The following is a 22465-nucleotide window of genomic DNA, read 5'->3' on the forward strand; positions in this document are numbered from 1 at the left end:
AGAGTGAACATATTTTGTCTCCTTTCACCTGAGCCAACACGTCATTCCAGCCTTGTACATACGAAGTCAGAGCTTCTGGTTACCGTTCGGATTTTGAGTGACGTGAAAGGTGAAACGGAGGGCTTAAGCTACGAAGAAAGATCGGCGTCTTCAGGGCGGATACAAGCTTCCTCCGTTTCGTGTAACCGGTAGCTAACCAGCTACCGGTCCAAGATACAAGGGCGGATAAGCGCAAGCGTCATCCGCCGAGTCTTCGCTAAAGGTGGATAACCAGTTATCCACCTTAATAAAAGCAGTCTAAACCACCGCCGTTGTGAGCCGGGAAGTACAGCAAAGCCGCCCTTCTTCGTCGCGGATTTCTATCTGCCAGACCTGGTGCCTGCGGCCAACGTGCACCGCCTTGCAAACCCCGCGCACTAAACCTTCACGCGCCGGGCGCAGATGGTTGGCGTTAACCTCCAGCCCGACGATGTGCTGTTCACCTTCGCAGCACAGGTAGCCCGCCACGGAGCCGAGCGTTTCCGCCAGTACGACGGACGCGCCGCCGTGCAGCAGGCCGAACGGCTGGCGAGTCCGGTTATCAACCGGCATGGTTGCTTCCAGTTCGTCATCGCCGATGCGCGTGAACTGAATGCCAACGTGCTCGACCATATTACCGGCGCTCATGGCGTTGAGCGCTTCAAGCGTGACTTCACGTCGCCAGATCATCCCATTATCTCCAGTAGTGCCTGTAGCGGATGGCGCACGCCATTGCCTTCAATACGCTTAACCTGGCTGCGGCAGGAATAGCCGGTCGCCAGACAGCGGCTTCGCGGCAGGCGCTGTATCGCCTGATGCCAGGACAGCTCGTAAATGCCCAGTGAGTTAGCGTGGTTCTTCACCTCATGGCCATAGGTCCCCGCCATGCCGCAGCAGCCCACGCTGACATTTTCCAGCTTCGCGCCGAAACGGGCGAAGATTGCCGCCCACTGGTTTGGTGCGGCTGGCAGCGCCGTCACTTCCGTACAGTGGCCGAACAGATACCAGGACTCCCCACCAACGGCAGCCGCTTCGCGCTCTGCAAGCACGCCCGGCAGCCATTCATGCACCAGCTGCACGTGGAATTCGCCGCGCGCCTCCCCCAGCGTCTGCTTGTACTCATCCCGATAACAGAGCACCAGCGCCGGATCGACGCCGACCATTGGCATCCCCAGCTTAGCGATACGGTTCAGAAAATCTGAAGTTTTGCGTGCGGTCTGGGCAAATTTTTGCAGGAAACCTTTAATGTGCTGCGCTTTCCCGTTTGGAGAGAATGGCAGCACGACCGGATCCAGACCCAGTTTTTCAACGAGGCGCACAAAATCTGCGACAACCTGCGCATCGTAATAGCTGGTAAACGGATCCTGCACCACCAGCACGGTTTTAGCACGCTGCTCCGGGGAGAATTTCTCAAGCTGCTCAAGCGTGGTATTCGCTGAACGGTGCCCGACAAGCTGGTGCTGCAGCGACGGCGTCGACAGCATCGGTAAATCAACCATGCCGATATGCTTCTGCGACAGGTTGCGCACCCACGGCTGGCTCATAAAGAAGTTGAAAGTTTTCGGGGCGCGAGCCATCAGCGGTGCGTAGCTCTCCACCGTTGCGACAAGGTGGTCACGCATCGGGCGCAGATACCGAGTGTGATAGAGCTGCAGGAAACGTGAACGGAACTCCGGCACATCGATTTTTATCGGGCACTGCGTGGAGCAGGCTTTGCACGCCAGGCAGCCGGACATCGCCTCTTTTACTTCATGCGAGAAATCATATTCGCCTTTACGGGCATGCCAGGTGTTGCGGGAGCGCTCGATCAGTCCGCGCAGGCTGGCCCGGTGCTGCGGCAGCTGTTTCTCCAGCGCTTCAGGGTCAACGCCACGGTCGGCAAGCAGGCGCAGCCACTCGCGCGTTAGCGTCGCTCGCCCTTTCGGGGAGTGAATGCGGTTGCTGGTGATTTTCATCGACGGACACATCGGGCTATTCACGTCGAAGTTAAAGCACAGACCGTTGCCGTTACACTCCATCGCGCCGCGCCAGGACGTGCGGACGGCAATCGGGATTTGCCTGTCGAAGGTGCCGCGTTTCACCGAATCGACCTGCATCATCGGGTCATCAACGCCCAGCGGCGAACAGATTTTGCCGGGGTTCAGTCGGTTGTCCGGGTCAAAGACGGCTTTGATACGCCTTAACTCTTCGTATAATGTGTCGCCGAAGAACGCCGGGCTGTACTCGGCGCGGAAACCTTTACCGTGCTCGCCCCACAGCAGGCCGCCGTATTTCGCGGTCAATGCCACCACGTCGTCTGAGATGCGCTTCATCAGGACTTCCTGATGCGGGTCGCACATATCCAGCGCCGGACGCACGTGCAGCACGCCCGCGTCTACGTGGCCAAACATGCCGTAGCTGAGATTATGGCTGTCCAGCAGCGCGCGAAATTCAGCGATGTAATCTGCGAGGTGATGCGGCGGGACGCAGGTATCCTCCGCGAAGGGGATCGGTTTAGCCTGGCCTTTGGCATTCCCCAACAGACCGACAGCTTTCTTACGCATACCGTATATACGCTCAATGCCGGCCAGTTCGCTGCAAATCTGCCAGCCGATCACGCCGCCCTCACCTTCGGCTATCAGGAAGTCGAGGCGTTCGCACAGCGAAGCCACCTGCCCCTCAATCAGTTCCAGGTCATCACCGGCGAACTCGACGATATTCAGACCGAGCATCTCTTTGTCCGGCACGTCAGTAATCAGTTCACTGACGGAATGCCAGACAATATCCTCGCGCGCCAGGTTCAGCACCTTTGAATCTACCGTTTCGACAGACAGCGCGCGGGCTTCGACCATAAAGGGAGCATTGCGCAGCGCAGAATCGAAAGAGTCATACTTTACGTTCACCAGGCGGCGGACTTTTGGAATACGGGTGATATCCAGCTTCGCTTCGGTGATAAACGCCAGCGTGCCCTCGGAACCGGTCAGGATCCGCGTGAGGTCAAACTGGGAGAGATCGTCGTTGAAAACGTGCCGCAGATCGTAGCCGGTAAGAAAGCGATTGAGTTTCGGAAACTTATCGAGGATCAGCGAGCGTTGCTCGCGGCAGCGTTCATAGACGGTACGGTAAATTCTACCGATTGAGGATTCATCACGCCCCAAATCTTCCGCCAGCGCGCTGGACATCTGATGCGTGTCCAGAATATCTCCGCCGAGCAGCACGGCCCGCACGCCCATAACATGGTCCGAAGTTTTACCGTAAACCAGCGAGCCCTGCCCGGAGGCATCCGTGTTTATCATCCCGCCAAGCGTTGCGCGGTTGCTGGTTGAAAGTTCGGGGGCGAAGAAGTAACCGAATGGTTTCAGATATTGATTGAGCTGATCTTTGATTACCCCCGCTTCCACACGCACCCACCCCTGTTCCGGGTTGATTTCAATAATGCGATTCATATAGCGGGACATATCAACGACGATGCCTTTATTCAGGGCCTGCCCGTTGGTACCGGTGCCGCCGCCGCGCGGGGTAAAAATCAGCGATTTGAAGCGTTCTTCAGCGGCCAGACGGGCCAGAAGCGCCACGTCCGCCGTTGAACGAGGGAATAACACCGCATCCGGCAGCAGCTGATAAATGCTGTTATCCGTTGCCATCGTGAGCCGGTCGGCGTAGTTGGTGGCGGTATCGCCGGTAAAGCCCTGCTGCTCCAGCGCCTGCAAAAAATTGAGCACCAGTTGAACCAGCCCTGGAGCCTGAGAAATTTGTGGGATCATTGACTGTCGACCCTGCCTGACGTTATGTAAGTTGTGGGTTATCGTTTGCGTGTACAGCCTCTCGTTTTTAACACATTTTTTTCAGACACGCCTGTCTGTTTTACACCTGTCAAAAACCGAGGAAATACATCATCATTATGTCATCTGCTTTACGGTTTTGACGCAGGGCACTGTGCCCATCGTCTTTTTAAGGTGATTCTTTCTATGGTCAAAGTCAGTCAACCGAAGGATTTGCTACAGATCCTCCTGTCGGTGCTGTTTATTTCGGTGATGATAATCGCCTGTTTGTGGATTGTGCGCCCTTTCGTGCTCGGCTTTGCCTGGGCGGGGACCATCGTGATGGCCACCTGGCCTCTGATGCTGAGTATACAACGGCTGTTATGGGGTAAACGTTCCCTGGCCGTGCTGGTCATGACCCTGCTGCTGCTGATGCTGTTCGTCGTACCTGTTGCGCTGCTGGTTAACAGCCTGGTCGATAACAGTGGTGTCGTCGTGGACTGGGTTTCAAAAGGTAATATGGCGCTACCAAAGTTCGAATGGTTGCACGCCGTTCCCCTGGTGGGTGACAAACTGTATGCGGGCTGGAACACGCTGGTCGACAGCGGCGGCAGCGCAATTATGGCGAAAGTCCGCCCTTACATTGGTGCCACGACGACCTGGTTCCTCGGTCAGGCAATCCACGTAGGCAGCTTCCTGATGCACTGCGGTCTGATGCTGCTGTTCAGCGTTCTGCTGTACGCGAAGGGTGAAACGCTCGGCAACGGCATTCGCCACTTTGCATTCCGTCTTTCTGGCCAGCGCGGTGATGCCGCAGTCCTGTTGGCGGGTCAGGCCATTCGCGCGGTTGCGTTAGGTGTGGTGGTGACGGCGTTAGTACAGTCAGTACTTGGCGGATTTGGCCTGGCGCTTGCCGGTATCCCAAATGCCACGCTGCTTACAGTGCTCATGCTGCTGTGCTGCCTTGTGCAAATCGGGCCGCTGCTGGTGCTGGTGCCGTCGATCGCATGGCTCTACTGGACCGGTGACACAACGTGGGGCACGGTACTGCTGGTATGGAGCTGTGTGGTTGGCACAATGGATAACTTTATCCGTCCGGTACTGATTCGTATGGGCGCCGATTTGCCGATGATACTCATCCTCTCCGGCGTTATCGGTGGGCTGATTGCCTTTGGCATGATCGGTCTGTTTATCGGCCCGGTACTGCTGGCTGTCTCCTACCGACTGATTTCAGTCTGGATGCACGAGGCTCCTCAGCCGCTGGACGACCCGCACCAGGTCGTTGAGCTACTCGAAGAGCATGAAGGCGAAACGCTGGCGAAATAATCCTTTTTGCCCCTCCACGCTTGTGGGGGGGTAACCTCCCTTAATCATTAACATAACTAATCAATCCCCCTTCATTCCCCACGTTCTTACCCTGTGAGTTAGCAAAACCTGTGTCCTGTGACGCTAATCGTTTACCGGTTATTAACTATTGAGACGAATCCGAGAGACTCCGGAAACGAGGATGCCTACTATTATCGCAAGGTTATGAATCAACGCATTGATTTATAAGCATGGAAATCCCCTGAGTGAAACAACGAATTGCTGTGTGTAGTCTTTGCCCATCTAAACGATGGGCTTTTTTTTGCCTGATTTTCATCGCCTCGCCCGAATCCAGGCCAAAAAAAACCCTCAGCGAGGGTTTTTTTTGGCCTGTGCAGCGTTAGCCGTTGCGGCCACCGGAGCGACGCCCGCCGGTCGTAACCTGCGTATGACGTTTAACCGCACGGCGGATCTGATTAGCCTTCATACGGCGACGGTCTTTTTCAACCGCTACTTTGCTTGCCGTTTCAGCAGGCAGCTCCACCAGCGTACGCAGATAGTTAGTCTGCGCCAGATCCAGTTCGGTGTAACCCCCGCGCGGCAGGCCTTTTGGCAGCTGGATGTCACCGTAACGAACTCGGATTAGACGGCTGACCTGCACGCCAACGGCTTCCCACAGACGGCGAACTTCACGGTTACGGCCTTCGGTCAGGGTCACGTTATACCACTGGTTGATGCCTTCACCGCCGGTGAATTTGATGGTTTTGAATGCTGCAGGACCGTCTTCCAGCTGAACGCCAAGGCCCAGCTGCTTCACTTTATCGTCGTCAATCTGACCAAACACGCGCACGGCGTATTCGCGCTCAACTTCACGGCTTGGGTGCATCAGGCGGTTCGCCAGCTCACCGTCGGTGGTGAACAGCAGCAGGCCGCAGGTATTCACGTCCAGACGACCAACGGCAATCCAGCGCGCGCCGCGCAGCTTAGGCAGACGGTCGAACACGGTAGGACGGCCTTCCGGGTCGTTGCGGGTACACAGTTCGCCTTCCGGCTTGTAGTACGCCAGCACGCGGCAAATCTGATCCGCAGACTCTTTAATAGAGATCAGGTGCCCATCGATACGGATCTTCAGGGCCTGAGTCACTTCCACACGGTCGCCCAGGGTGGCAATTTTGCCATCCACGCTGACGCGGCCTGCGGAGATAATGGTTTCGATTTCACGGCGTGAACCGTGGCCGGCGCGAGCCAGGACTTTTTGTAACTTTTCGCTCTTATCGCTCATTGAGCTTCCTCGGGTGTCGCCTTCACAGGCGTCTGGTATACTTGCTAAAACAATGCGTTAGCTCAAATTTGAACTTAACTCACTGATCTGTAACCATTTCATGGTACACAGCATGGCAAACAACGTGTCACACAAGCTGTCACACACAATGATTCGTGGGCGCACATACTACACGAATTTTAGACTAAATGATTCAACAAGTTTTGTGCGTCTGAGTCTTGGTACTGACAGCCAAAAGCAAGCCGAAGTTATCATGAATCAAGTTCGCCCTTATACCCCTCTGGTACAAAATGGAACGATGAGCATTGAGTAGTTTAAGCTCAAGCTTTAAGGCTGCCATACTGCAACTAAACTGAATCGCCACGATTTGTGGGACAGGGAAAATAGAATGGCTAACATCGGTTATGTTCGAGTAAGTACAGATAAACAATACACAGAGCGTCAGCTTGACAGTATGAAACTCGATAGGGAGTTTACAGAGAAGGTAAGCGGCAAAAATACCAACTGTCCCGAACTCCTCGCTATGCTGCGATACGTGCGCGAAGGTGACGTGATCCACGTCCACAGCCTTGACCGCTTAGGGCTTGACCTCCAGGATGTTGTGAACATTATCGAGCAGGCGAAAGCCAAAGGCGCAAGCGTTCAGTTCCATAAGGAAGGAATCACGGCAGGAGCAGAAGCCAACGCCGCCAGTAGCCTTATGCTAAACATCTTCGCCGCTATGTCACAGATGGAACGTGAAATGATGTTAGAGCGTCAGGCAGAAGGATATGCCGCAGCCAAAGCCCCCGGGCGCAAAGGCGCTCGCGGTAATGGCGCATCGGTTGACCGTGTTGGAACTGTATCAGCACTCGCCGCTGGCGCGTCAATCCGTACCATTGCGAAGGATTTCAACGTATCCACCAGCACCGCGCAGCGCATCAAGGCTGAACAAGTATCCTAAGCCTTCGACGAGGCCACCAGCGCCCCTGATATTTGGGGATGGCCCGGCGTGGAAATGGGGGCATTCTTCGAACGACGTTAAGCGACTCACGCAATGGCGTAACTGACAACACCATCGACACATCTTACTCTATCGGATTAGGCAAACAATTCATTGACTGCGAGATCAGCTCTGAGCTAATACAATCAAGTTGAAAAGAGACAGTTTTGGCAGAACCAATAGGCGCTGTATGTCTGGCCCGCAGGAAATAAAATCATGTGGATTTTTATCTGATTGACCTCATAGCATTTCGGACAAAATACAGTTTCATCACCATCTTTCCAGTACAGCCCATGTTTGAAGGTGAAAGTTGATTTATCTTTTAAACTTCCCTCAAGATCTTTTGCTTGGCATCGAACAAAAGTGTTTGCATTGTCACGGCTTCTATCTTGGCGTTAGCAAATTCAACCATCAGATTAGCTAACTCAAGTTTGAGCGTTGCCTTGTCCAGTTCATCACTGTTATTCGCCAGTTTCTGGGTGACGCTCACCGCTTTATCAAGGATTTCAATCGCTGCCGCCGTACCTGCCAATACACCTGCTATAACATCCCCTACCTGAATTTATCGAAGACCAATTCCCACAATTTTATCGGATAACCTTCTGTTACGAAACGAAGTTTCACTTAGGCCTAATACTTGTTGCGCATGTGGTTATTGTTTGTAAAATGACCTCTGTGATTATTTCTATAACAAGTAGAGGGACTTATGAAACAGTACAACAACGATCTTACCTCTGAAATCATCGCATCTTACGATGCTCCTCTTTATACCGACCAGCAACTGTCCGAAATGAATGAAGAAGCTCGTACTCTCATTATCGAACAGCAGGAATACGCCAAACACCATCCAGTTACAGCGTTCTATCGTGCCGCCGTTGCCGGAAGCCGCACTCTTCGGGGCGGCGTTGTCGACGAGCCTAATCCGGATCCGAGCCAGGGTATGAAAGTCCAGCTTGATAATGGTCAATGGGTCAGTATGGTTACAGAAGGTGCAACCGTCACTTATCCAGACGGAACGAAGGCTGTCATCATCACCAGCGCCGGGCAGTTAAGCGAATGGGAAGGTAAAGGAATTGCGCTGGTTGGTAGCTTGCTTGATAACGGGGATGTGATTATCAGCACTCCTGATTATGGATTAGTGTTCACTTTTCGCGAGGGTGAATCAATGCCAGATGATTTTCTGCCTGTTAAAAAGGTGGCGTAAATGGGGGGAATGCGTCCAAACGTTTTGGGTCGTGGAATGGCGTTGTTTGGTGATCAAACTACAACTGGCGCAAAACTCATCCCATCACTTTCTTGCGGTAACATTCTTGGTCGCCGTCCGATTGTTCTAGGTGACAAGACCACAGCTTGCCCGAAATGCGGCAAAGAAGGAAAAGTTATTGAAGGTGAGTCACACCGTACAATTCACCAGATCCCAGTTGCAGTGGACAGGTGCGTCGTTTTATGTGGCTGCCCCTCTGGAGCTAACCGTATCATAGCCCCTTTGGGCTGGATCGGCCCAGGTGAATCCCCTTCTCAGGCAACGGCAAGGTATCTGGCAGAAGCGGCAACCGCAGCAGCCGCTCTTGCTGCATCTCAACCGCCACAAGCAGAACCAGAACAGCACGCCCAGTCCGCTAAAAATAAAACAGGCATCGACGCTGGTTTTGCCGTTATCCCCTATGGCGGTACTACAGAAGCCTGGCAACGTCTGCTATTCACTGAAAGCCCGCCAGCAGGAGCCAAAGAGCTATTCGCTACGCTGAACGGTTCTGACGCGAAGTATAAAGCTGGTTCTATTATGCTTCTGGTTGATCCTGAGAAGCAGGACGACGAACAGATCGCCCACATGAAAGCCGCGAAAGCGCGAGTTGATGCGGCGTTAGAACCGCTGACAATCCAGGAAGCTAACTTTCTTCATAAGAATAAAGACACCATTGATCTGCTTACTTCCCGTGCCAGTACGACAGCCGGGGTTGCTTCAGATGCTGCTGGTAAATACTTTGAGAAGATCGAAAGTGTGTTGACCAGGATTCAACAAGCGTACAAAAATCAGTACATTACCAGTGGATCACTGATCAGCGAGCAGTTCTACGTTCAGAGGCGGCAGCTATTCGGTGAACTTGATAGCATTCTCACTGATTTCACACGTCACAAACTCGCCTTGCAAGACTACCCGGACATCAAGCGAGCATTAGGACTTTCGACCAGTTCTATCACTCACCGCTGGAATCAGACGGGGATTGCTGACATTGAGGGCTACGCCACCTTCATCGAGAACGCTGCAAAGTATGTGAAAATGATGAAAGCCACAGGCTATGTCGGGATCGCTCTTGATGGTGTGAACAGACTGGATAAGATTTATGAAGCCTGCACAGTCGGATCTGACTGCAAGAAAACGGCTTATATTGAAGTCGGAAGTTTTAGTGTGGGATTAGGCAGTGGAATGGCTGCTGGTGCTCTTGTCTCTGGTTCAGTTTCTACCACAGTTTGCTCGGTTGTCTTGGGCGCATTAACCATTGAAGCTGCTGGCGCTGGAATGTTGGCCTGCGGTGTGATCTTCACTGGCTCGGTCGGCTATGCTGGAGGAGAGCTAGGAGGCAGGTTTGGCGAAATGGCTGGTGAAAAAGTTTATGAGGTCACAAAGTGACGGTTTCTGCTTTCGACGTCCTCGTTATTGGTACTGGGGGAGTGATACTACTCTCCACTGTCACAATGGTCGTACTGTCAATTTTGAACAAAAAACGCTTCCTTGAAGTGTGTCGGTTGTATGAAGGGGAGTTTGGCTCTGTGCCACTTGCTGCAGCAGTTCTAAGAGATGCTGATTTACTCGGTTTTACCGCTGGATACTCCACAAAAATGGACTTCATTATCCATCCATTAATATTTGGCAAAAAGTCTATTCAGAGCAAAAACGATGATGTGGATTTTATACGGAGGCTGCCTGCAAACATCAAATACTGGTTTATCGCCGAATTCTTGTGTTCATTGGTAGGCTTTATTGCCCTACTTATTGGTGGCATCTGTCTTTGGGTCGATAAATGATCAATTCGGCAGATCTGATCATCTGTGGATTTGGAGGATTAAGCCTTGTCTGCGGTATCGCTGTCGCGGCGCTGTCATTTCTCAACAAAAAGCGTTTCTCAGCGATCTGTACGCTCTATAAAGAAAAACTTGGTTCTCTCCCTGCCGGAGCGATTATCTTCGATAATGCCGATTATATAGAGTTTAGCTCAGGTTATGCAGCGAAGATCAACTTTATCGTGAACCCATTGATCTTTGGTAAAAGGTCAGTTGACAGTACAAATGATGATGTTGCATTCATTAAAGACTTGCCACCTCACCTCAAAAACTGGTTTATCGTCGAGTACGCTTCTCTGCTTTAGGATTGGTATCAATCGTTATCGCCGGAGCAGTGTTGTATTTTCGATAGCATCCCCAAAATAAGCCAGCAGCAATGCTGGCCTCCCCTTGAAATGTCTCAAAAATCCTCGTCAGTTCCACCTGTCGTCCACTTCCGCAGATTTTGTGCAACAGAAGATCTATTGCCCATTTGGAGCAAAGTAACGCGAAAAGTCGTTGGACGATTTCATCAGGCTTATGTCTGATAATGAAGCCTGTCACAACCTTGAAATGGTGTGCATAAAAGTAGTGATACAAAGCGCTGTTAAAACTGTCACACAACATGATGACAGCCATAAACACTGGCAATCCAATGCATTGATTTATAAGACGTTTTTATTTTAGTTGTGCGCCTTCACAGGCGTCGAAATGGGGTAATGGGGCTTACACCCCATTTTAGGCCGCACAGTATAGCCGCAGACAATATTATAAGAAAGGCTTAACGTCACCGACGCCTTCACGCAGCACAACGGGGGAATCATCGGTTAAATCTATGACGGTGGTTGGCTGCTGGCCCAGATAACCGCCATGAATGACCAGATCGACAACCTTTTCCAGACGATCTTTGATCTCTTCGGGATCTGACTCGGTAAACTCGCTGCCAGGCATCATCAATGACGTGGAGAGCATTGGCTGGTCGAGCACTTCAAGCAGCGCTTGTGCAATAGGGTTAGACGGCACGCGCAGCCCGATGGTTTTACGCTTCTCCTGCAGCAGGCGGCGCGGGACATCTTTTGTCCCCTTCAGAATAAAGGTGTAGTTCCCCGGCGTGTTGTTCTTAATTAGGCGGAACGCCACGTTATCCACGAATGCGTAGGTTGAAAGCTCGGACAAATCACGGCACATCAGCGTGAAGTTGTGGCCGTCCGGCAGATGACGGATGCGGCAGATGCGTTCCATGGCCGATTTGTCTTCCAGCTTGCAGCCCAGCGCGTAGCCGGAATCCGTTGGATAGACGATCACGCCGCCTTTACGCACAATCTCCACCGCCTGGTTAATCAGGCGCTGCTGCGGGTTGTCCGGATGAATATAGAAAAATTGACTCATACTGTCCTCTCTTTTGCGATGAGGCCCTGCTCCCAGTTTTGCCATACCGGTTCAACGCCCGCCGGCAGCCATAGCTTGCGGCCCAGCTCTATCCACGAACAGGGCTGATGAAAATCGGAGCCCTGCGAGGCCAGCAGATTAAACTGCATGGCGAGACCAGCAAGTACGGTTCTTTCATTGGGAGCCTGCTGGCACTGCGCGACTTCCATGGCATCGCCACCACTTTCAGCAAAATGCGCCAGCAATCTTTTCAGCCACTTGGTGGTCAGGTCATAACGGCCTGGATGTGCCAGTACCGCCTGCCCGCCAGAATGATGAATCACATCAATGGCTTGTTTTATTGTACACCACTGAGGCGGAACGTATCCGGTTTTCCCCTTCGCGAGATACTTCTTAAAAACACCCGCCATGTTGCTGGCTTTCCCGTTTTCCACAAGAAAACGGGCAAAATGACCACGTGTTACCGCTCCACCGTCGGCAAGGCGCATCGCGCCCTCAAGCGCGCCGGGGATCTGGGCTTTATCGAGCCTTTCAGCAATTAATTCCGCCCTCTGGTGACGGCGTTCGGTTTGCTGTGCGAGAAACGCCACCATCTCAGGATGATGTTCATCGATGCCGAGGCCCACAATATGAATCTCGTGATTTTCCCAGACGGTTGATATTTCCACGCCGCTGATCAACTGTAGAGGAAGTTGTTTATCGGCGATTTCTGCGCGAGCGGCAGCAAGTCCCGCTACGGTGTCATGGTCGGTAATCGCCAGGATACCAACGCGATTATCCACCGCACGCTGCACCAGTGCCTGGGGAGTTAATAGGCCATCTGAGGCGGTGGTATGGCTGTGTAAGTCGTAAATCACCGCTAGGGTAGGCTCGCTCAAAATGGCTCCGCAACTGTTAACAAAATGAAAATGACCGCCCATGATAGCGAGAATCCGGGCTAACTAAAAATCGCTATTGACTTTACATCATCGAACTAGTTTACTAGTACGCAAGTTCACACATCAAAGGTATCTGAAAATGAAAGCGATTCTTAACCTGCACAATAGCTGGTGGCGCACTTCCTGAAACGGGCAGTGTCATCGCTACGGCTGTTAATCAGTCCAGATACCAGGCCCGCCATACGATGCGGGCTTTTTTTTGAAAAAAATATGAAGAGCAAAAAATGCAAACACAAAAACCAGCGCTCGAATTACTGACCAAAGATGCACCCTACCGGGATAACCCGACAGCCGTGTTTCATCAGCTGTGCGGTGCCCGCCCGGCCACTCTGCTGCTCGAATCTGCAGATATCGACAGCAAGGACGATTTAAAAAGCCTGCTGCTGGTAGATAGCGCGCTGCGCATTACCGCATTAGGTGACACTGTCACGATTCAGGCGCTATCGGATAACGGCGCTTCTCTGCTCCCATTACTGGACGCAGCGCTTCCGGCAGGTGTGGAGAACGAGCACCTGCCGCAGGGTCGCGTGCTGCACTTCCCGGCCGTCAGCCAGCTACTGGATGAAGATGCCCGCCTTTGCTCCCTGTCCGTTTTCGATGCTTTTCGCCTGATGCAGGAGCTGGTTAGCGTACCGGAAGCTGAACGCGAGGCGATGTTCTTCGGCGGCCTGTTCGCCTATGATCTGGTCGCCGGGTTCGAGGATTTACCGGCCCTGAAGCAGGATAACCGCTGCCCTGACTACTGTTTCTACCTGGCAGAAACGCTGCTGGTTATCGATCATCAGAAAAAGCAAACTCGCATTCAGGCCAGCCTCTTCACCCCGTCTCACGCTGAAAAAACGCGGCTGGAACAGCGAGCTGACCAGCTGTCACGCCAGTTACAGGAAACGCCTTCCGCTCTGCCCGTGCAGAAAGTCGAACATATGAGCTGTGACGTCAACCAGAGCGACGAAGAATACGGCGCGGTGGTTCGCCACATGCAGAAGGCCATTCGCGCCGGAGAAATCTTCCAGGTTGTTCCATCACGCCGTTTCTCCCTGCCGTGCCCTTCCCCGCTGGCCGCTTATGAGACGCTGAAAAAGAGCAACCCAAGCCCGTACATGTTCTTTATGCAGGATAACGATTTCACTCTGTTCGGCGCTTCCCCGGAAAGCTCGCTGAAATATGATGCCACTTCGCGCCAGATTGAGATCTACCCGATTGCCGGTACCCGCCCGCGTGGCCGCCGCGCCGACGGTTCGCTTGACCGCGATCTGGACAGCCGCTTTGAGCTGGATATGCGCACCGACCACAAAGAGATGTCCGAACATCTGATGCTCGTTGACCTGGCGCGCAACGATTTGGCCCGCATTTGTACGCCGGGCAGCCGCTACGTTGCAGACCTGACCAAAGTCGATCGTTATTCTTTCGTCATGCACCTGGTTTCCCGCGTTGTTGGCGAGCTGCGCAACGACCTGGACGTACTTCACGCTTACCGCGCCTGCATGAATATGGGCACGCTGAGCGGCGCACCAAAAGTTCGCGCCATGCAGCTTATCGCTAAGGCCGAAGGCGTTCGTCGCGGCAGCTACGGCGGCGCGGTGGGTTACTTTACCGCCCACGGCGATCTTGACACCTGTATCGTCATCCGCTCGGCCTATGTAGAAGATGGTATTGCTACCGTGCAGGCTGGCGCAGGCGTAGTGCTGGATTCCGTGCCGCAGTCCGAGGCCGACGAAACTCGTAGTAAAGCCCGCGCTGTCCTGCGCGCTATTGCCACCGCGCATCATGCAAAGGAGATTTTCTGATGGCTGACATTCTGCTGCTCGATAACATCGACTCATTCACCTATAACCTGGCAGACCAGCTGCGCGCGAACGGCCACAATGTTGTTATCTACCGTAACCACGTTCCCGCACAGACGTTAATTGAACGCCTCGAAACGATGGATAATCCGGTGCTGATGCTTTCCCCGGGCCCCGGCGCACCAAGCGAAGCCGGTTGTATGCCTGAACTGCTGACTCGCATGCGCGGCAAGCTGCCGATTATCGGTATCTGCCTGGGTCATCAGGCCATAGTTGAAGCCTACGGGGGTTACGTCGGCCAGGCGGGTGAAATCCTGCACGGTAAAGCTTCGAACATTTCTCACGATGGTGAAGCGATGTTCGCAGGCCTGTCTAACCCGCTGCCGGTGGCTCGCTATCATTCGCTGGTCGGAAGCAACATCCCGGCGGGTCTGACCATCAACGCCCATTTCGACGGCATGGTGATGGCAGTGCGTCACGACGCGGACCGCGTGTGCGGCTTCCAGTTCCATCCGGAATCTATCCTGACAACTCAGGGCGCGCGCCTGCTGGAGCAAACGCTCGACTGGGCGCTGCTGAAGTTAAAGCAGACCAATACCCTGCAGCCGATTCTGGACAAGCTTTACCAGGCCCAGACCCTGAGCCGTGAGGAGAGCCACCAGCTTTTTGCTGCTATCGTGCGCGGCGAGCTGAAACCAGAGCAGCTGGCCGCCGCACTCGTCAGTATGAAAGTGCGTGGCGAACATCCTAACGAAATCGCCGGGGCCGCCTCCGCCATGCTTGAGGCCGCAGCGCCATTCCCAAGCCCGGACTACGAATTTGCCGATATCGTCGGCACCGGCGGCGACGGCAGCAACAGTATTAATATCTCCACCGCCAGCGCCTTTGTCGCCGCGGCCGTTGGGATGAAAGTCGCAAAACACGGTAACCGCAGCGTCTCCAGCCGTTCAGGCTCATCGGATCTGCTTGCTGCCTTCGGCATCAATCTTGATATGAGCGCGGAGGGTTCTCGTCAGGCGCTTGATGATTTAGGCGTTTGTTTCCTGTTTGCTCCGAAGTATCACACTGGTTTCCGCCATGCCATGCCGGTACGCCAGCAGCTGAAAACCCGAACGCTGTTTAACGTGCTGGGGCCATTGATTAACCCGGCCCACCCGCCGCTGGCGCTGATTGGCGTCTACAGCGCGGAGCTGGTGTTGCCGATTGCCGAAACGTTGCGCGTTCTGGGTTACAAACGTGCCGCCGTGGTTCACAGCGGGGGGATGGATGAAGTTTCGCTGCACGCTCCAACGCAGGTCGCCGAACTGAACAACGGTGACATCACGAGCTATCAGCTTACCGCCGCTGACTTTAATCTCCCTCCTTACCACCAGGAGGCGCTGGCGGGCGGCACGCCGGAAGAAAACCGTGACATTCTTACCCGCCTGCTACAAGGTAAAGGTGAGATAGCCCATGAGTCGGCCGTCGCCGCGAACGTTGCGATGCTGATGCGCCTGCACGGGCATGAAGATCTCAAAGCAAACGCACAACAGGTGCTGGACGTACTGCGCAGTGGCGCAGCCTACGACCGGGTCACCGCCCTGGCAGCAAGAGGATAAGAAATGCAGGACACCGTATTAACGAAGATCGTCGCGGATAAGGCGATTTGGGTTGAAGCGCGTAAAAAGCAGCAGCCCCTGGCAGGCTTCCAGAACGACGTCACACCCGCTACACGTAACTTTTACGATGCGTTACAGGGCGCGCGAACCGCGTTTATCCTGGAATGCAAAAAGGCGTCACCGTCCAAAGGCGTTATTCGCGATGATTTCGACCCGGCACGTATTGCCGGTGTCTATAAGCATTATGCTTCCGCAATTTCCGTTCTGACAGATGAGAAATATTTCCAGGGCAGCTTCGATTTCCTGCCCATCGTCAGCGGCATCGTCACCCAGCCGGTGCTGTGCAAAGATTTTATTATCGATGCCTACCAGATTTATCTGGCACGCTTTTACCAGGCCGATGCCTGCCTGCTGATGCTGTCAGTGCTGGATGATGACCAGTATCGCCAGCTCGCCGCCGTCGCGCACAGCCTGAACATGGGCGTACTGACGGAAGTGAGTAACGAAGAAGAGCTTGAGCGAGCCATCGAGCTGAAAGCAAAAGTCGTCGGAATTAATAACCGCGACCTGCGCGATCTGTCTATCGACCTGGATCGCACCAGGAAGCTGGCTCCGCGCCTGACTCATGGCGTCACCGTTATCAGCGAATCAGGCATCAGCACCTACGGCCAGATCCGCGAACTCTGCCACTTTGCTAACGGCTTCCTGATCGGCTCCGCGCTGATGGAAGAGGACGATCTGAACGCCGCCGTTCGCCGCGTGACGCTGGGTGAGAATAAGGTCTGCGGCCTGACCCGCCCGGAGGATGCCCGCGCCGCCCGTGAAGCCGGGTCCATTTTTGGCGGGCTTATTTTCGTGCCTTCTTCCGCGCGTTTTGTCACCGACGAGCAGGCGCTTTCAGTCATCTCCGCCACCGATCTCCGTTTTGTCGGCGTGTTCCGCAATACCCCGGTCAGCGAGGTGGTCAGCAAAGTCACTAAACTCAGCCTCGTTGCCGCTCAGCTACACGGCGACGAAGACCAGGCCTATATCGACACCCTGCGTGACGAGCTGCCGGACAACGTACAGATCTGGAAGGCGCTGAGCGTTGCCGAAGCCTTGCCAGCACGCGACTTTAACCACGTTGATAAATACGTCTTTGACAACGGTCAGGGCGGCACGGGCCAGAGTTTTGACTGGTCCCTGCTGGCAGGTCAGAAGCTCGATAATGTGATGCTGGCCGGCGGCCTCGGGGCCGATAACTGCGTAGAAGCGGCAAAAGCCGGGTGCGCGGGACTGGATTTCAATTCTGGCGTAGAAAGCGCGCCGGGCATTAAAGATGCTAACAAGCTGGCAGCCGTCTTCCAGACGCTGCGGGCTTACTAAGGAAAATTATCATGACGTTACTTAATCCCTATTTTGGTGAGTTTGGTGGCATGTACGTGCCGCAAATCCTGATGCCCGCCCTGCGCCAGCTGGAAGAGGCGTTTGTGGCGGCGCAAAGCGACGCGGAGTTCCAGGCAGAGTTTAACGATCTGCTGAAAAACTACGCCGGGCGCCCTACCGCGCTGACTAAATGTAAAAACATTACCGAAGGCACCAGGACCACGCTGTACCTGAAGCGTGAAGACCTGCTGCACGGTGGCGCGCATAAAACAAACCAGGTGCTCGGCCAGGCTCTTCTTGCTAAGAAAATGGGCAAAACTGAAATTATCGCCGAAACCGGTGCCGGTCAGCACGGTGTGGCTTCGGCGTTGGCAAGTGCGCTGCTCGGCCTCAAATGCCGTATCTATATGGGTGCCAAAGACGTTGAGCGTCAGTCGCCAAACGTGTTCCGCATGCGTCTGATGGGCGCAGAAGTGATCCCTGTACACAGCGGTTCCGCCACCCTGAAAGATGCCTGTAACGAAGCGCTGCGCGACTGGTCTGGTAGCTATGACACCGCCCACTATATGCTCGGCACGGCGGCAGGCCCGCACCCGTTCCCGACCATCGTGCGTGAATTCCAGCGCATGATTGGTGAAGAGACCAAAGCGCAGATCCTTGAAAGAGAAGGCCGTTTACCGGACGCCGTCATTGCCTGCGTCGGCGGTGGTTCCAATGCCATCGGCATGTTTGCTGACTTCATTAACGACACCAAAGTCGGACTGATTGGCGTTGAGCCTGCCGGCCACGGCATTGAAACCGGTGAGCACGGCGCGCCGCTTAAACACGGGCGTGTCGGCATCTACTTCGGGATGAAATCCCCGATGATGCAAACGGACGAAGGCCAGATTGAAGAATCCTATTCGATTTCCGCTGGTCTGGACTTCCCTTCAGTTGGGCCGCAGCACGCCTACCTGAACAGCATTGGTCGCGCGGAATACGTGTCGATTACCGATGACGAAGCGCTGGATGCTTTCAAACTGCTGTGCCGCAAAGAAGGAATCATCCCGGCGCTGGAGTCTTCCCACGCGCTGGCCCACGCCGTGAAAATGATGCGTGAGAATCCTGAAAAAGAACAATTGTTAGTGGTGAACCTTTCTGGCCGCGGCGACAAAGATATCTTCACCGTTCACGATATTTTAAAAGCGCGAGGGGAAATGTAATGGAACGTTATCAGCACGCATTTGAGCAGCTGCAGGCTCGCAGGGAAGGCGCTTTTGTCCCCTTCGTGACCCTTGGCGACCCGTCGCCTGAACACTCCCTGAAAATCATCGATACGCTGATTGAAGCGGGTGCGGATGCCCTTGAGCTGGGTATCCCGTTCTCCGATCCGCTGGCGGATGGCCCGACGATTCAGAACGCCGCACTTCGTGCTTTTGCAGCCGGTGTCACGCCAACGCAGTGTTTCGAGATGCTGGCCGTCATTCGTCAAAAACACCCGACCATTCCCATTGGCCTGCTGATGTATGCCAACCTGGTTTACAACCGTGGTATTGATGAGTTCTATGCACTTTGCGCTAAAGTGGGCGTGGATTCCGTGCTCATTGCCGACGTGCCCGTCGAAGAGTCTGCCCCTTTCCGTCAGGCGGCAATGCGTCATAACGTTGCACCAATCTTCATCTGTCCGCCGAATGCTGACGACGCTTTGCTGCGTGAAATTGCTTCCCACGGGCGCGGCTATACCTATTTGCTTTCCCGCGCAGGGGTGACCGGCGCGGAAACTCGTGCCCAGCTGCCGCTGCATCATCTCGTAGAGAAGCTTACGGAATTCCACGCAGCTCCTTCTTTACAGGGCTTCGGTATCTCTGAACCTTCTCAGGTTCGCGATGCGATTGCAGCAGGCGCTGCCGGTGCGATTTCAGGTTCAGCAATTGTGAAAATCATTGAGAAGAACGTGGACCAGCCGGACGTGATGCTCAGCGAGCTTAAAACCTTCGTGCAGGCAATGAAGGCCGCCACGCGGGCTGCATAAAGTAAAAGGCCGGAGAATCTCCGGCCTTCAGACTGATGACAAACCTAAAGCGAATGCGTTTCGCAAAGATCTCACCGAATAAATAACAAGGAAAATCAATTCATTGATTTTTGCCCGCTTATCAAAAAGAAGGGAAAACCACGCTTTTTCCTTCTTTTTCAGCACGCTAAAGACCGGAGAATCTCCGGCCTTTTTACTATTAATCTGTTATCAGAAGCGATAGCCCGCTGAGAACATGAACACCCAAGGATCGATACGCGTATTGATGTTTTGCTGCTCACCATTCGCTTTAAATTTCACTTCGGTGTCGATATCCATGTACCACACCGACATGTTAAGCAGCCAGTCATCGTTGACCATATAGTCCAGACCAACCTGCCCCGCAGCACCCCACGAATCCTTAACGCTTAAATCCGTCAGGCCCGCATCTTTCCCCGTCTGATTAAAGTCGGCGTCATAGAAGGTGGTGTAGTTGATACCCGCCCCGATATAAGGGCGAACTTTGCTTTTCGCATCGCCGAAATACCACTGCGCCATCAGCGTAGGTGGAAGCTGCTTCACCGTTGCCAGGTCGCCGGTTGGGCCAAGCCCGACTTTATGACGGAACGGCGTAGCGGCAAGCAGTTCAATCCCGATGTTATCGGTCACCATATAGTCGAAAGTTAACCCCAGCTGGGTGTTATTGCTGACGCTAAAGCCGCCCATACCGAGAACATTGTCCGATCCCTCGGTTGGACGAACGGTTGCTGTACCGGCACGCATAAAGAATTCGCCCGCTTCATGCGCTAAAGCTTCGCCAGACAAACAGCATAAGGCGAGTACTGCCACTGATAACTTTTTCATAGCCCTTTCCTTGTTATGGTTATATTTGCGGGCTGAATATACTTACTTTTGAGTACAAAGTGATCCATTCCAGATCACACTTTATTAGCTAATGTAACATTCAATGATCTGGATTAATTTTTGTTTAGTGAGTCAGTTTGTGAAAATTGATCTGCATTCGGTTTCTGTCCTGACGTGGACTTTAAAAATCTTTACGCTTATCGCAGACTTACTCGGGCTTGCAGTGGTGCCACAGATCCCTCTTCCAGTGTACAATTGTCCGTTGAGCCAAAACCTGGCAATTTCAAAGGAGAGTGCATGTCTATCACGGCGGGTTCTGTGTACCGTGACACGGGGAATTTTCTACGCAATCAGTTCGTTACTATCTTACTGATCGCCTTACTTTGTGCCTTTATATCGGTGATCATCAGCCATGCTTTTTCACCGAGCGATGCGCAAATGGCCATTTTGAGTCAGGGAGATAACCTGTCCGACAGCGTCGGCCTGTTTGACCTTGTTCAGAATATGACGCCTGAGCAGCAACAAGTGTTACTGAAAGCGTCAGCGGTCTCGACCTTCTCCGGACTTATTGGCAATGCGATTCTGGCGGGAAGCATGTTGGTTCTGATGCAAATGGTGTCTGCTGGCCATCGGGTCAGCGCGCTGCGCGCAATCGGCACTGCGGCCCCTGTACTGCCAAAAATGCTTGTCCTGATGTTCCTGACCACCTTTATGGTGCAAATTGGCATCATGCTGATCGTATTGCCAGGCGTGCTGCTGGCCATCGTGCTGTCCATGGCACCGGTGATGATTGTGCAGGATAAAGCGGGTGTGTTCCAGGCTATGCGCAACAGTCTCCGATTGGTATGGGCTAACATGCGTCTTGTGGCCCCAGCGGTTATCGGCTGGCTTATCGCTAAAACTGCACTGCTGCTGCTGGCATCGTCCCTCGCGGCGCTCTCTCCGGAAGTGGGTGCGGTCATTGCTAATACGATAAGCAACCTGATTTCTGCCGTGTTGCTTATCTATTTATTCCGCCTGTATATGCTTATTCGCCAGTAACCTTCAGGCCTCCTGACTGCTATAGTCAGTCAGGAGCAATTTCTTACTACGGAACAGATTATGAAGCAGTTTCTCGACTTCCTGCCCCTGATTGTCTTTTTTGCGTTTTATAAGATGTACGACATTTATGCCGCCAGCGGTGCGCTGATTGTCGCCACCGGGCTTGCGCTGGTCTACAGCTGGTACAAATACCGTAAGCTTGAAAAAATGACCCTTATCACCTTCCTGATGGTAGCGGTGTTTGGCGGCCTGACCCTGTTCTTCCATAACGATGAATTTATCAAATGGAAGGTCACCGTCATTTATATGCTGTTTGCCGGGGCGCTGCTGATTAGCCAGCTGGTGATGAAAAAGCCGCTTATCCAGCGCATGCTGGGCAAAGAGCTGACACTGCCGGAGCACGTCTGGTCAAGGCTGAACGTCGCCTGGGCGCTGTTCTTTATCGTCTGCGGCCTGCTGAATATCTACATCGCCTTCTGGATGCCGCAGAGCGTCTGGGTAAACTTTAAGGTGTTCGGACTGACCGCCGCGACGCTGGTGTTTACGCTGTTGAGCGGCGTTTATATCTACCGCCATATGCCGCAGGAAGAGAAATGAGCCATACGGCCCCGGCGGGCGAACTGGTCCTGCGTACGCTGGCGATGCCAGCGGACACTAACGCCAACGGCGATATCTTTGGCGGCTGGTTAATGTCGCAGATGGATATGGGCGGCGCGATCCAGGCAAAAGAGATTGCCAAAGGCCGCGTGGTCACCGTGCGCGTTGACGGTATGACGTTTCTGAAGCCCGTCGCGGTAGGCGACGTGGTGTGCTGCTACGCAAACTGTATTAAGCGCGGCAACACGTCGATTACCATTAATGTCGAAGTATGGGTGAAGAAGGTTTCCTCTGAGCCTATCGGCCAGCGCTACAAGGCGACGGAGGCTATTTTCATCTACGTTGCCGTCGACAATGACGGTAAGCCCCGTCAGCTGCCGCAGCAGGCCTAAAAAAAACCTCCCATCGGGATAATGCCGATCGTTTAAGGATCGGTTGAACGATCCGGTGGCTGGTATAAAAAGGGTTCATGTTCATCATGGACCCTTTTTAAATGGAACTTTCACAAGCCCTCGGCATTATCAATATTA

Annotated in this window: 21 protein-coding genes, 1 other RNA gene and 1 other annotated feature; of the genes, 15 read left to right on the forward strand and 7 right to left on the reverse strand. The window is 53.6% G+C overall.

The features are described 5' to 3' along the window. Positions 1-297: 297 nt before the first annotated feature. Both menI and ydiJ read right to left on the reverse strand, forming a co-directional pair. Positions 298-708, reverse strand: coding sequence for a 1,4-dihydroxy-2-naphthoyl-CoA hydrolase (menI, locus tag HYQ67_RS22960; protein WP_202308370.1), 411 nt, complete (start codon positions 706-708; stop codon positions 298-300). Continuing rightward, positions 705-3761: a D-2-hydroxyglutarate dehydrogenase YdiJ gene (gene ydiJ, locus HYQ67_RS22965; protein ID WP_202308372.1), complete on the reverse strand. Its 3057-nt coding sequence runs from the start codon at positions 3759-3761 to the stop codon at positions 705-707. The genes menI and ydiJ overlap by 4 nt, the downstream gene beginning before the upstream one ends. Positions 3762-3965: 204 nt before the next feature. Between ydiJ and ydiK the strand changes: the two genes are divergently transcribed. Then, positions 3966-5084: an AI-2E family transporter YdiK gene (ydiK, locus tag HYQ67_RS22970; protein WP_202308374.1), complete on the forward strand. Its 1119-nt coding sequence runs from the start codon at positions 3966-3968 to the stop codon at positions 5082-5084. Between the two features lie 198 nt (positions 5085-5282). Further along, positions 5283-5389, forward strand: an RNA gene (gene rprA / locus HYQ67_RS22975) — antisense sRNA RprA. Positions 5390-5463: 74 nt separating this feature from the next. On the opposite strand, the gene rluB is transcribed toward rprA, so the two are convergent. Further along, entirely contained in the window at positions 5464-6345 is an 882-nt protein-coding gene (gene rluB / locus HYQ67_RS22980) for a 23S rRNA pseudouridine(2605) synthase RluB (protein ID WP_202308376.1), read from the reverse strand. Positions 6346-6733: 388 nt separating this feature from the next. Here rluB and HYQ67_RS22985 point away from each other — a divergent pair, with 388 nt between their 5' ends. Further along, a complete protein-coding gene (locus HYQ67_RS22985; RefSeq protein ID WP_202308378.1) occupies positions 6734-7288 on the forward strand; it encodes a recombinase family protein in 555 nt (184 codons plus the stop codon). Between the two features lie 361 nt (positions 7289-7649). Here HYQ67_RS22985 and HYQ67_RS24115 read toward each other — a convergent pair whose 3' ends face one another. After that, positions 7650-7859: a hypothetical protein gene (locus HYQ67_RS24115; protein WP_237391414.1), complete on the reverse strand. Its 210-nt coding sequence runs from the start codon at positions 7857-7859 to the stop codon at positions 7650-7652. Positions 7860-8033: 174 nt separating this feature from the next. On the opposite strand from HYQ67_RS24115, the gene HYQ67_RS22995 reads away from it, so the two are divergent. From HYQ67_RS22995 to HYQ67_RS23010, 4 genes are read left to right on the forward strand one after another with little or no spacing between them, the layout of a single operon-like run. Beyond that, positions 8034-8531, forward strand: coding sequence for a hypothetical protein (locus tag HYQ67_RS22995; protein WP_202308379.1), 498 nt, complete (start codon positions 8034-8036; stop codon positions 8529-8531). Next, positions 8532-9959, forward strand: coding sequence for a PAAR domain-containing protein (locus HYQ67_RS23000; RefSeq protein ID WP_237391415.1), 1428 nt, complete (start codon positions 8532-8534; stop codon positions 9957-9959). Then, a complete protein-coding gene (locus HYQ67_RS24120; RefSeq protein ID WP_237391416.1) occupies positions 9956-10354 on the forward strand; it encodes a hypothetical protein in 399 nt (132 codons plus the stop codon). Before HYQ67_RS23000 ends, HYQ67_RS24120 begins: the two co-directional genes overlap by 4 nt. Beyond that, complete coding sequence (locus HYQ67_RS23010; RefSeq protein ID WP_202308381.1) at positions 10351-10695, forward strand: hypothetical protein; 345 nt, start codon at positions 10351-10353, stop codon at positions 10693-10695. The genes HYQ67_RS24120 and HYQ67_RS23010 overlap by 4 nt, the downstream gene beginning before the upstream one ends. Before the next feature lie 442 nt (positions 10696-11137). Here HYQ67_RS23010 and HYQ67_RS23015 read toward each other — a convergent pair whose 3' ends face one another. Next, positions 11138-11758: an L-threonylcarbamoyladenylate synthase gene (locus tag HYQ67_RS23015; protein ID WP_202308383.1), complete on the reverse strand. Its 621-nt coding sequence runs from the start codon at positions 11756-11758 to the stop codon at positions 11138-11140. Then, the gene (rnm, locus tag HYQ67_RS23020; RefSeq protein WP_431355460.1) at positions 11755-12678 is read right to left on the reverse strand and encodes an RNase RNM; all 924 of its coding nucleotides are present in this window, start codon (positions 12676-12678) and stop codon (positions 11755-11757) included. The genes HYQ67_RS23015 and rnm overlap by 4 nt, the downstream gene beginning before the upstream one ends. A 121-nt stretch (positions 12679-12799) precedes the next feature. Then, positions 12800-12897, forward strand: a sequence feature (Trp leader region). Positions 12898-12920: 23 nt separating this feature from the next. On the opposite strand from rnm, the gene HYQ67_RS23025 reads away from it, so the two are divergent. Genes HYQ67_RS23025 through trpA form a run of 5 tightly spaced genes read left to right on the forward strand, consistent with a single transcriptional unit; the run spans position 12921 to position 19454 of the window. Next, positions 12921-14483, forward strand: a complete 1563-nt coding sequence (locus tag HYQ67_RS23025; protein ID WP_202308387.1) for an anthranilate synthase component 1 — start codon at positions 12921-12923, stop codon at positions 14481-14483. After that, entirely contained in the window at positions 14483-16078 is a 1596-nt protein-coding gene (trpD, locus tag HYQ67_RS23030) for a bifunctional anthranilate synthase glutamate amidotransferase component TrpG/anthranilate phosphoribosyltransferase TrpD (RefSeq protein WP_202308389.1), read from the forward strand. Before HYQ67_RS23025 ends, trpD begins: the two co-directional genes overlap by 1 nt. A gap of 3 nt (positions 16079-16081) precedes the next feature. After that, positions 16082-17443 carry a bifunctional indole-3-glycerol-phosphate synthase TrpC/phosphoribosylanthranilate isomerase TrpF gene (gene trpCF, locus HYQ67_RS23035; protein ID WP_202308391.1) on the forward strand — a complete coding sequence of 454 codons (1362 nt, stop codon included), beginning with the start codon at positions 16082-16084 and terminating at the stop codon, positions 17441-17443. Positions 17444-17451: 8 nt separating this feature from the next. Then, the gene (trpB, locus tag HYQ67_RS23040) at positions 17452-18645 is read left to right on the forward strand and encodes a tryptophan synthase subunit beta (RefSeq protein ID WP_202308407.1); all 1194 of its coding nucleotides are present in this window, start codon (positions 17452-17454) and stop codon (positions 18643-18645) included. Next, positions 18645-19454: a tryptophan synthase subunit alpha gene (gene trpA, locus HYQ67_RS23045; RefSeq protein ID WP_202308393.1), complete on the forward strand. Its 810-nt coding sequence runs from the start codon at positions 18645-18647 to the stop codon at positions 19452-19454. The genes trpB and trpA overlap by 1 nt, the downstream gene beginning before the upstream one ends. Positions 19455-19664: 210 nt before the next feature. Here trpA and ompW read toward each other — a convergent pair whose 3' ends face one another. Continuing rightward, a complete protein-coding gene (ompW, locus tag HYQ67_RS23050) occupies positions 19665-20297 on the reverse strand; it encodes an outer membrane protein OmpW (protein WP_202308395.1) in 633 nt (210 codons plus the stop codon). 297 nt (positions 20298-20594) lie between these two features. On the opposite strand from ompW, the gene HYQ67_RS23055 reads away from it, so the two are divergent. From HYQ67_RS23055 to yciA, 3 genes are read left to right on the forward strand one after another with little or no spacing between them, the layout of a single operon-like run. After that, a complete protein-coding gene (locus tag HYQ67_RS23055) occupies positions 20595-21338 on the forward strand; it encodes a YciC family protein (protein ID WP_202308397.1) in 744 nt (247 codons plus the stop codon). Between the two features lie 60 nt (positions 21339-21398). Then, positions 21399-21935, forward strand: a complete 537-nt coding sequence (locus HYQ67_RS23060; RefSeq protein ID WP_202308399.1) for a septation protein A — start codon at positions 21399-21401, stop codon at positions 21933-21935. Continuing rightward, complete coding sequence (gene yciA, locus HYQ67_RS23065) at positions 21932-22327, forward strand: acyl-CoA thioester hydrolase YciA (RefSeq protein ID WP_202308401.1); 396 nt, start codon at positions 21932-21934, stop codon at positions 22325-22327. The genes HYQ67_RS23060 and yciA overlap by 4 nt, the downstream gene beginning before the upstream one ends. Positions 22328-22465 lie beyond the last annotated feature (138 nt).

It is taken from the genome of Dryocola clanedunensis subsp. sulfonylureivorans, from assembly GCF_016756775.1.
Taxonomy (GTDB): domain Bacteria; phylum Pseudomonadota; class Gammaproteobacteria; order Enterobacterales; family Enterobacteriaceae; genus Dryocola; species Dryocola clanedunensis.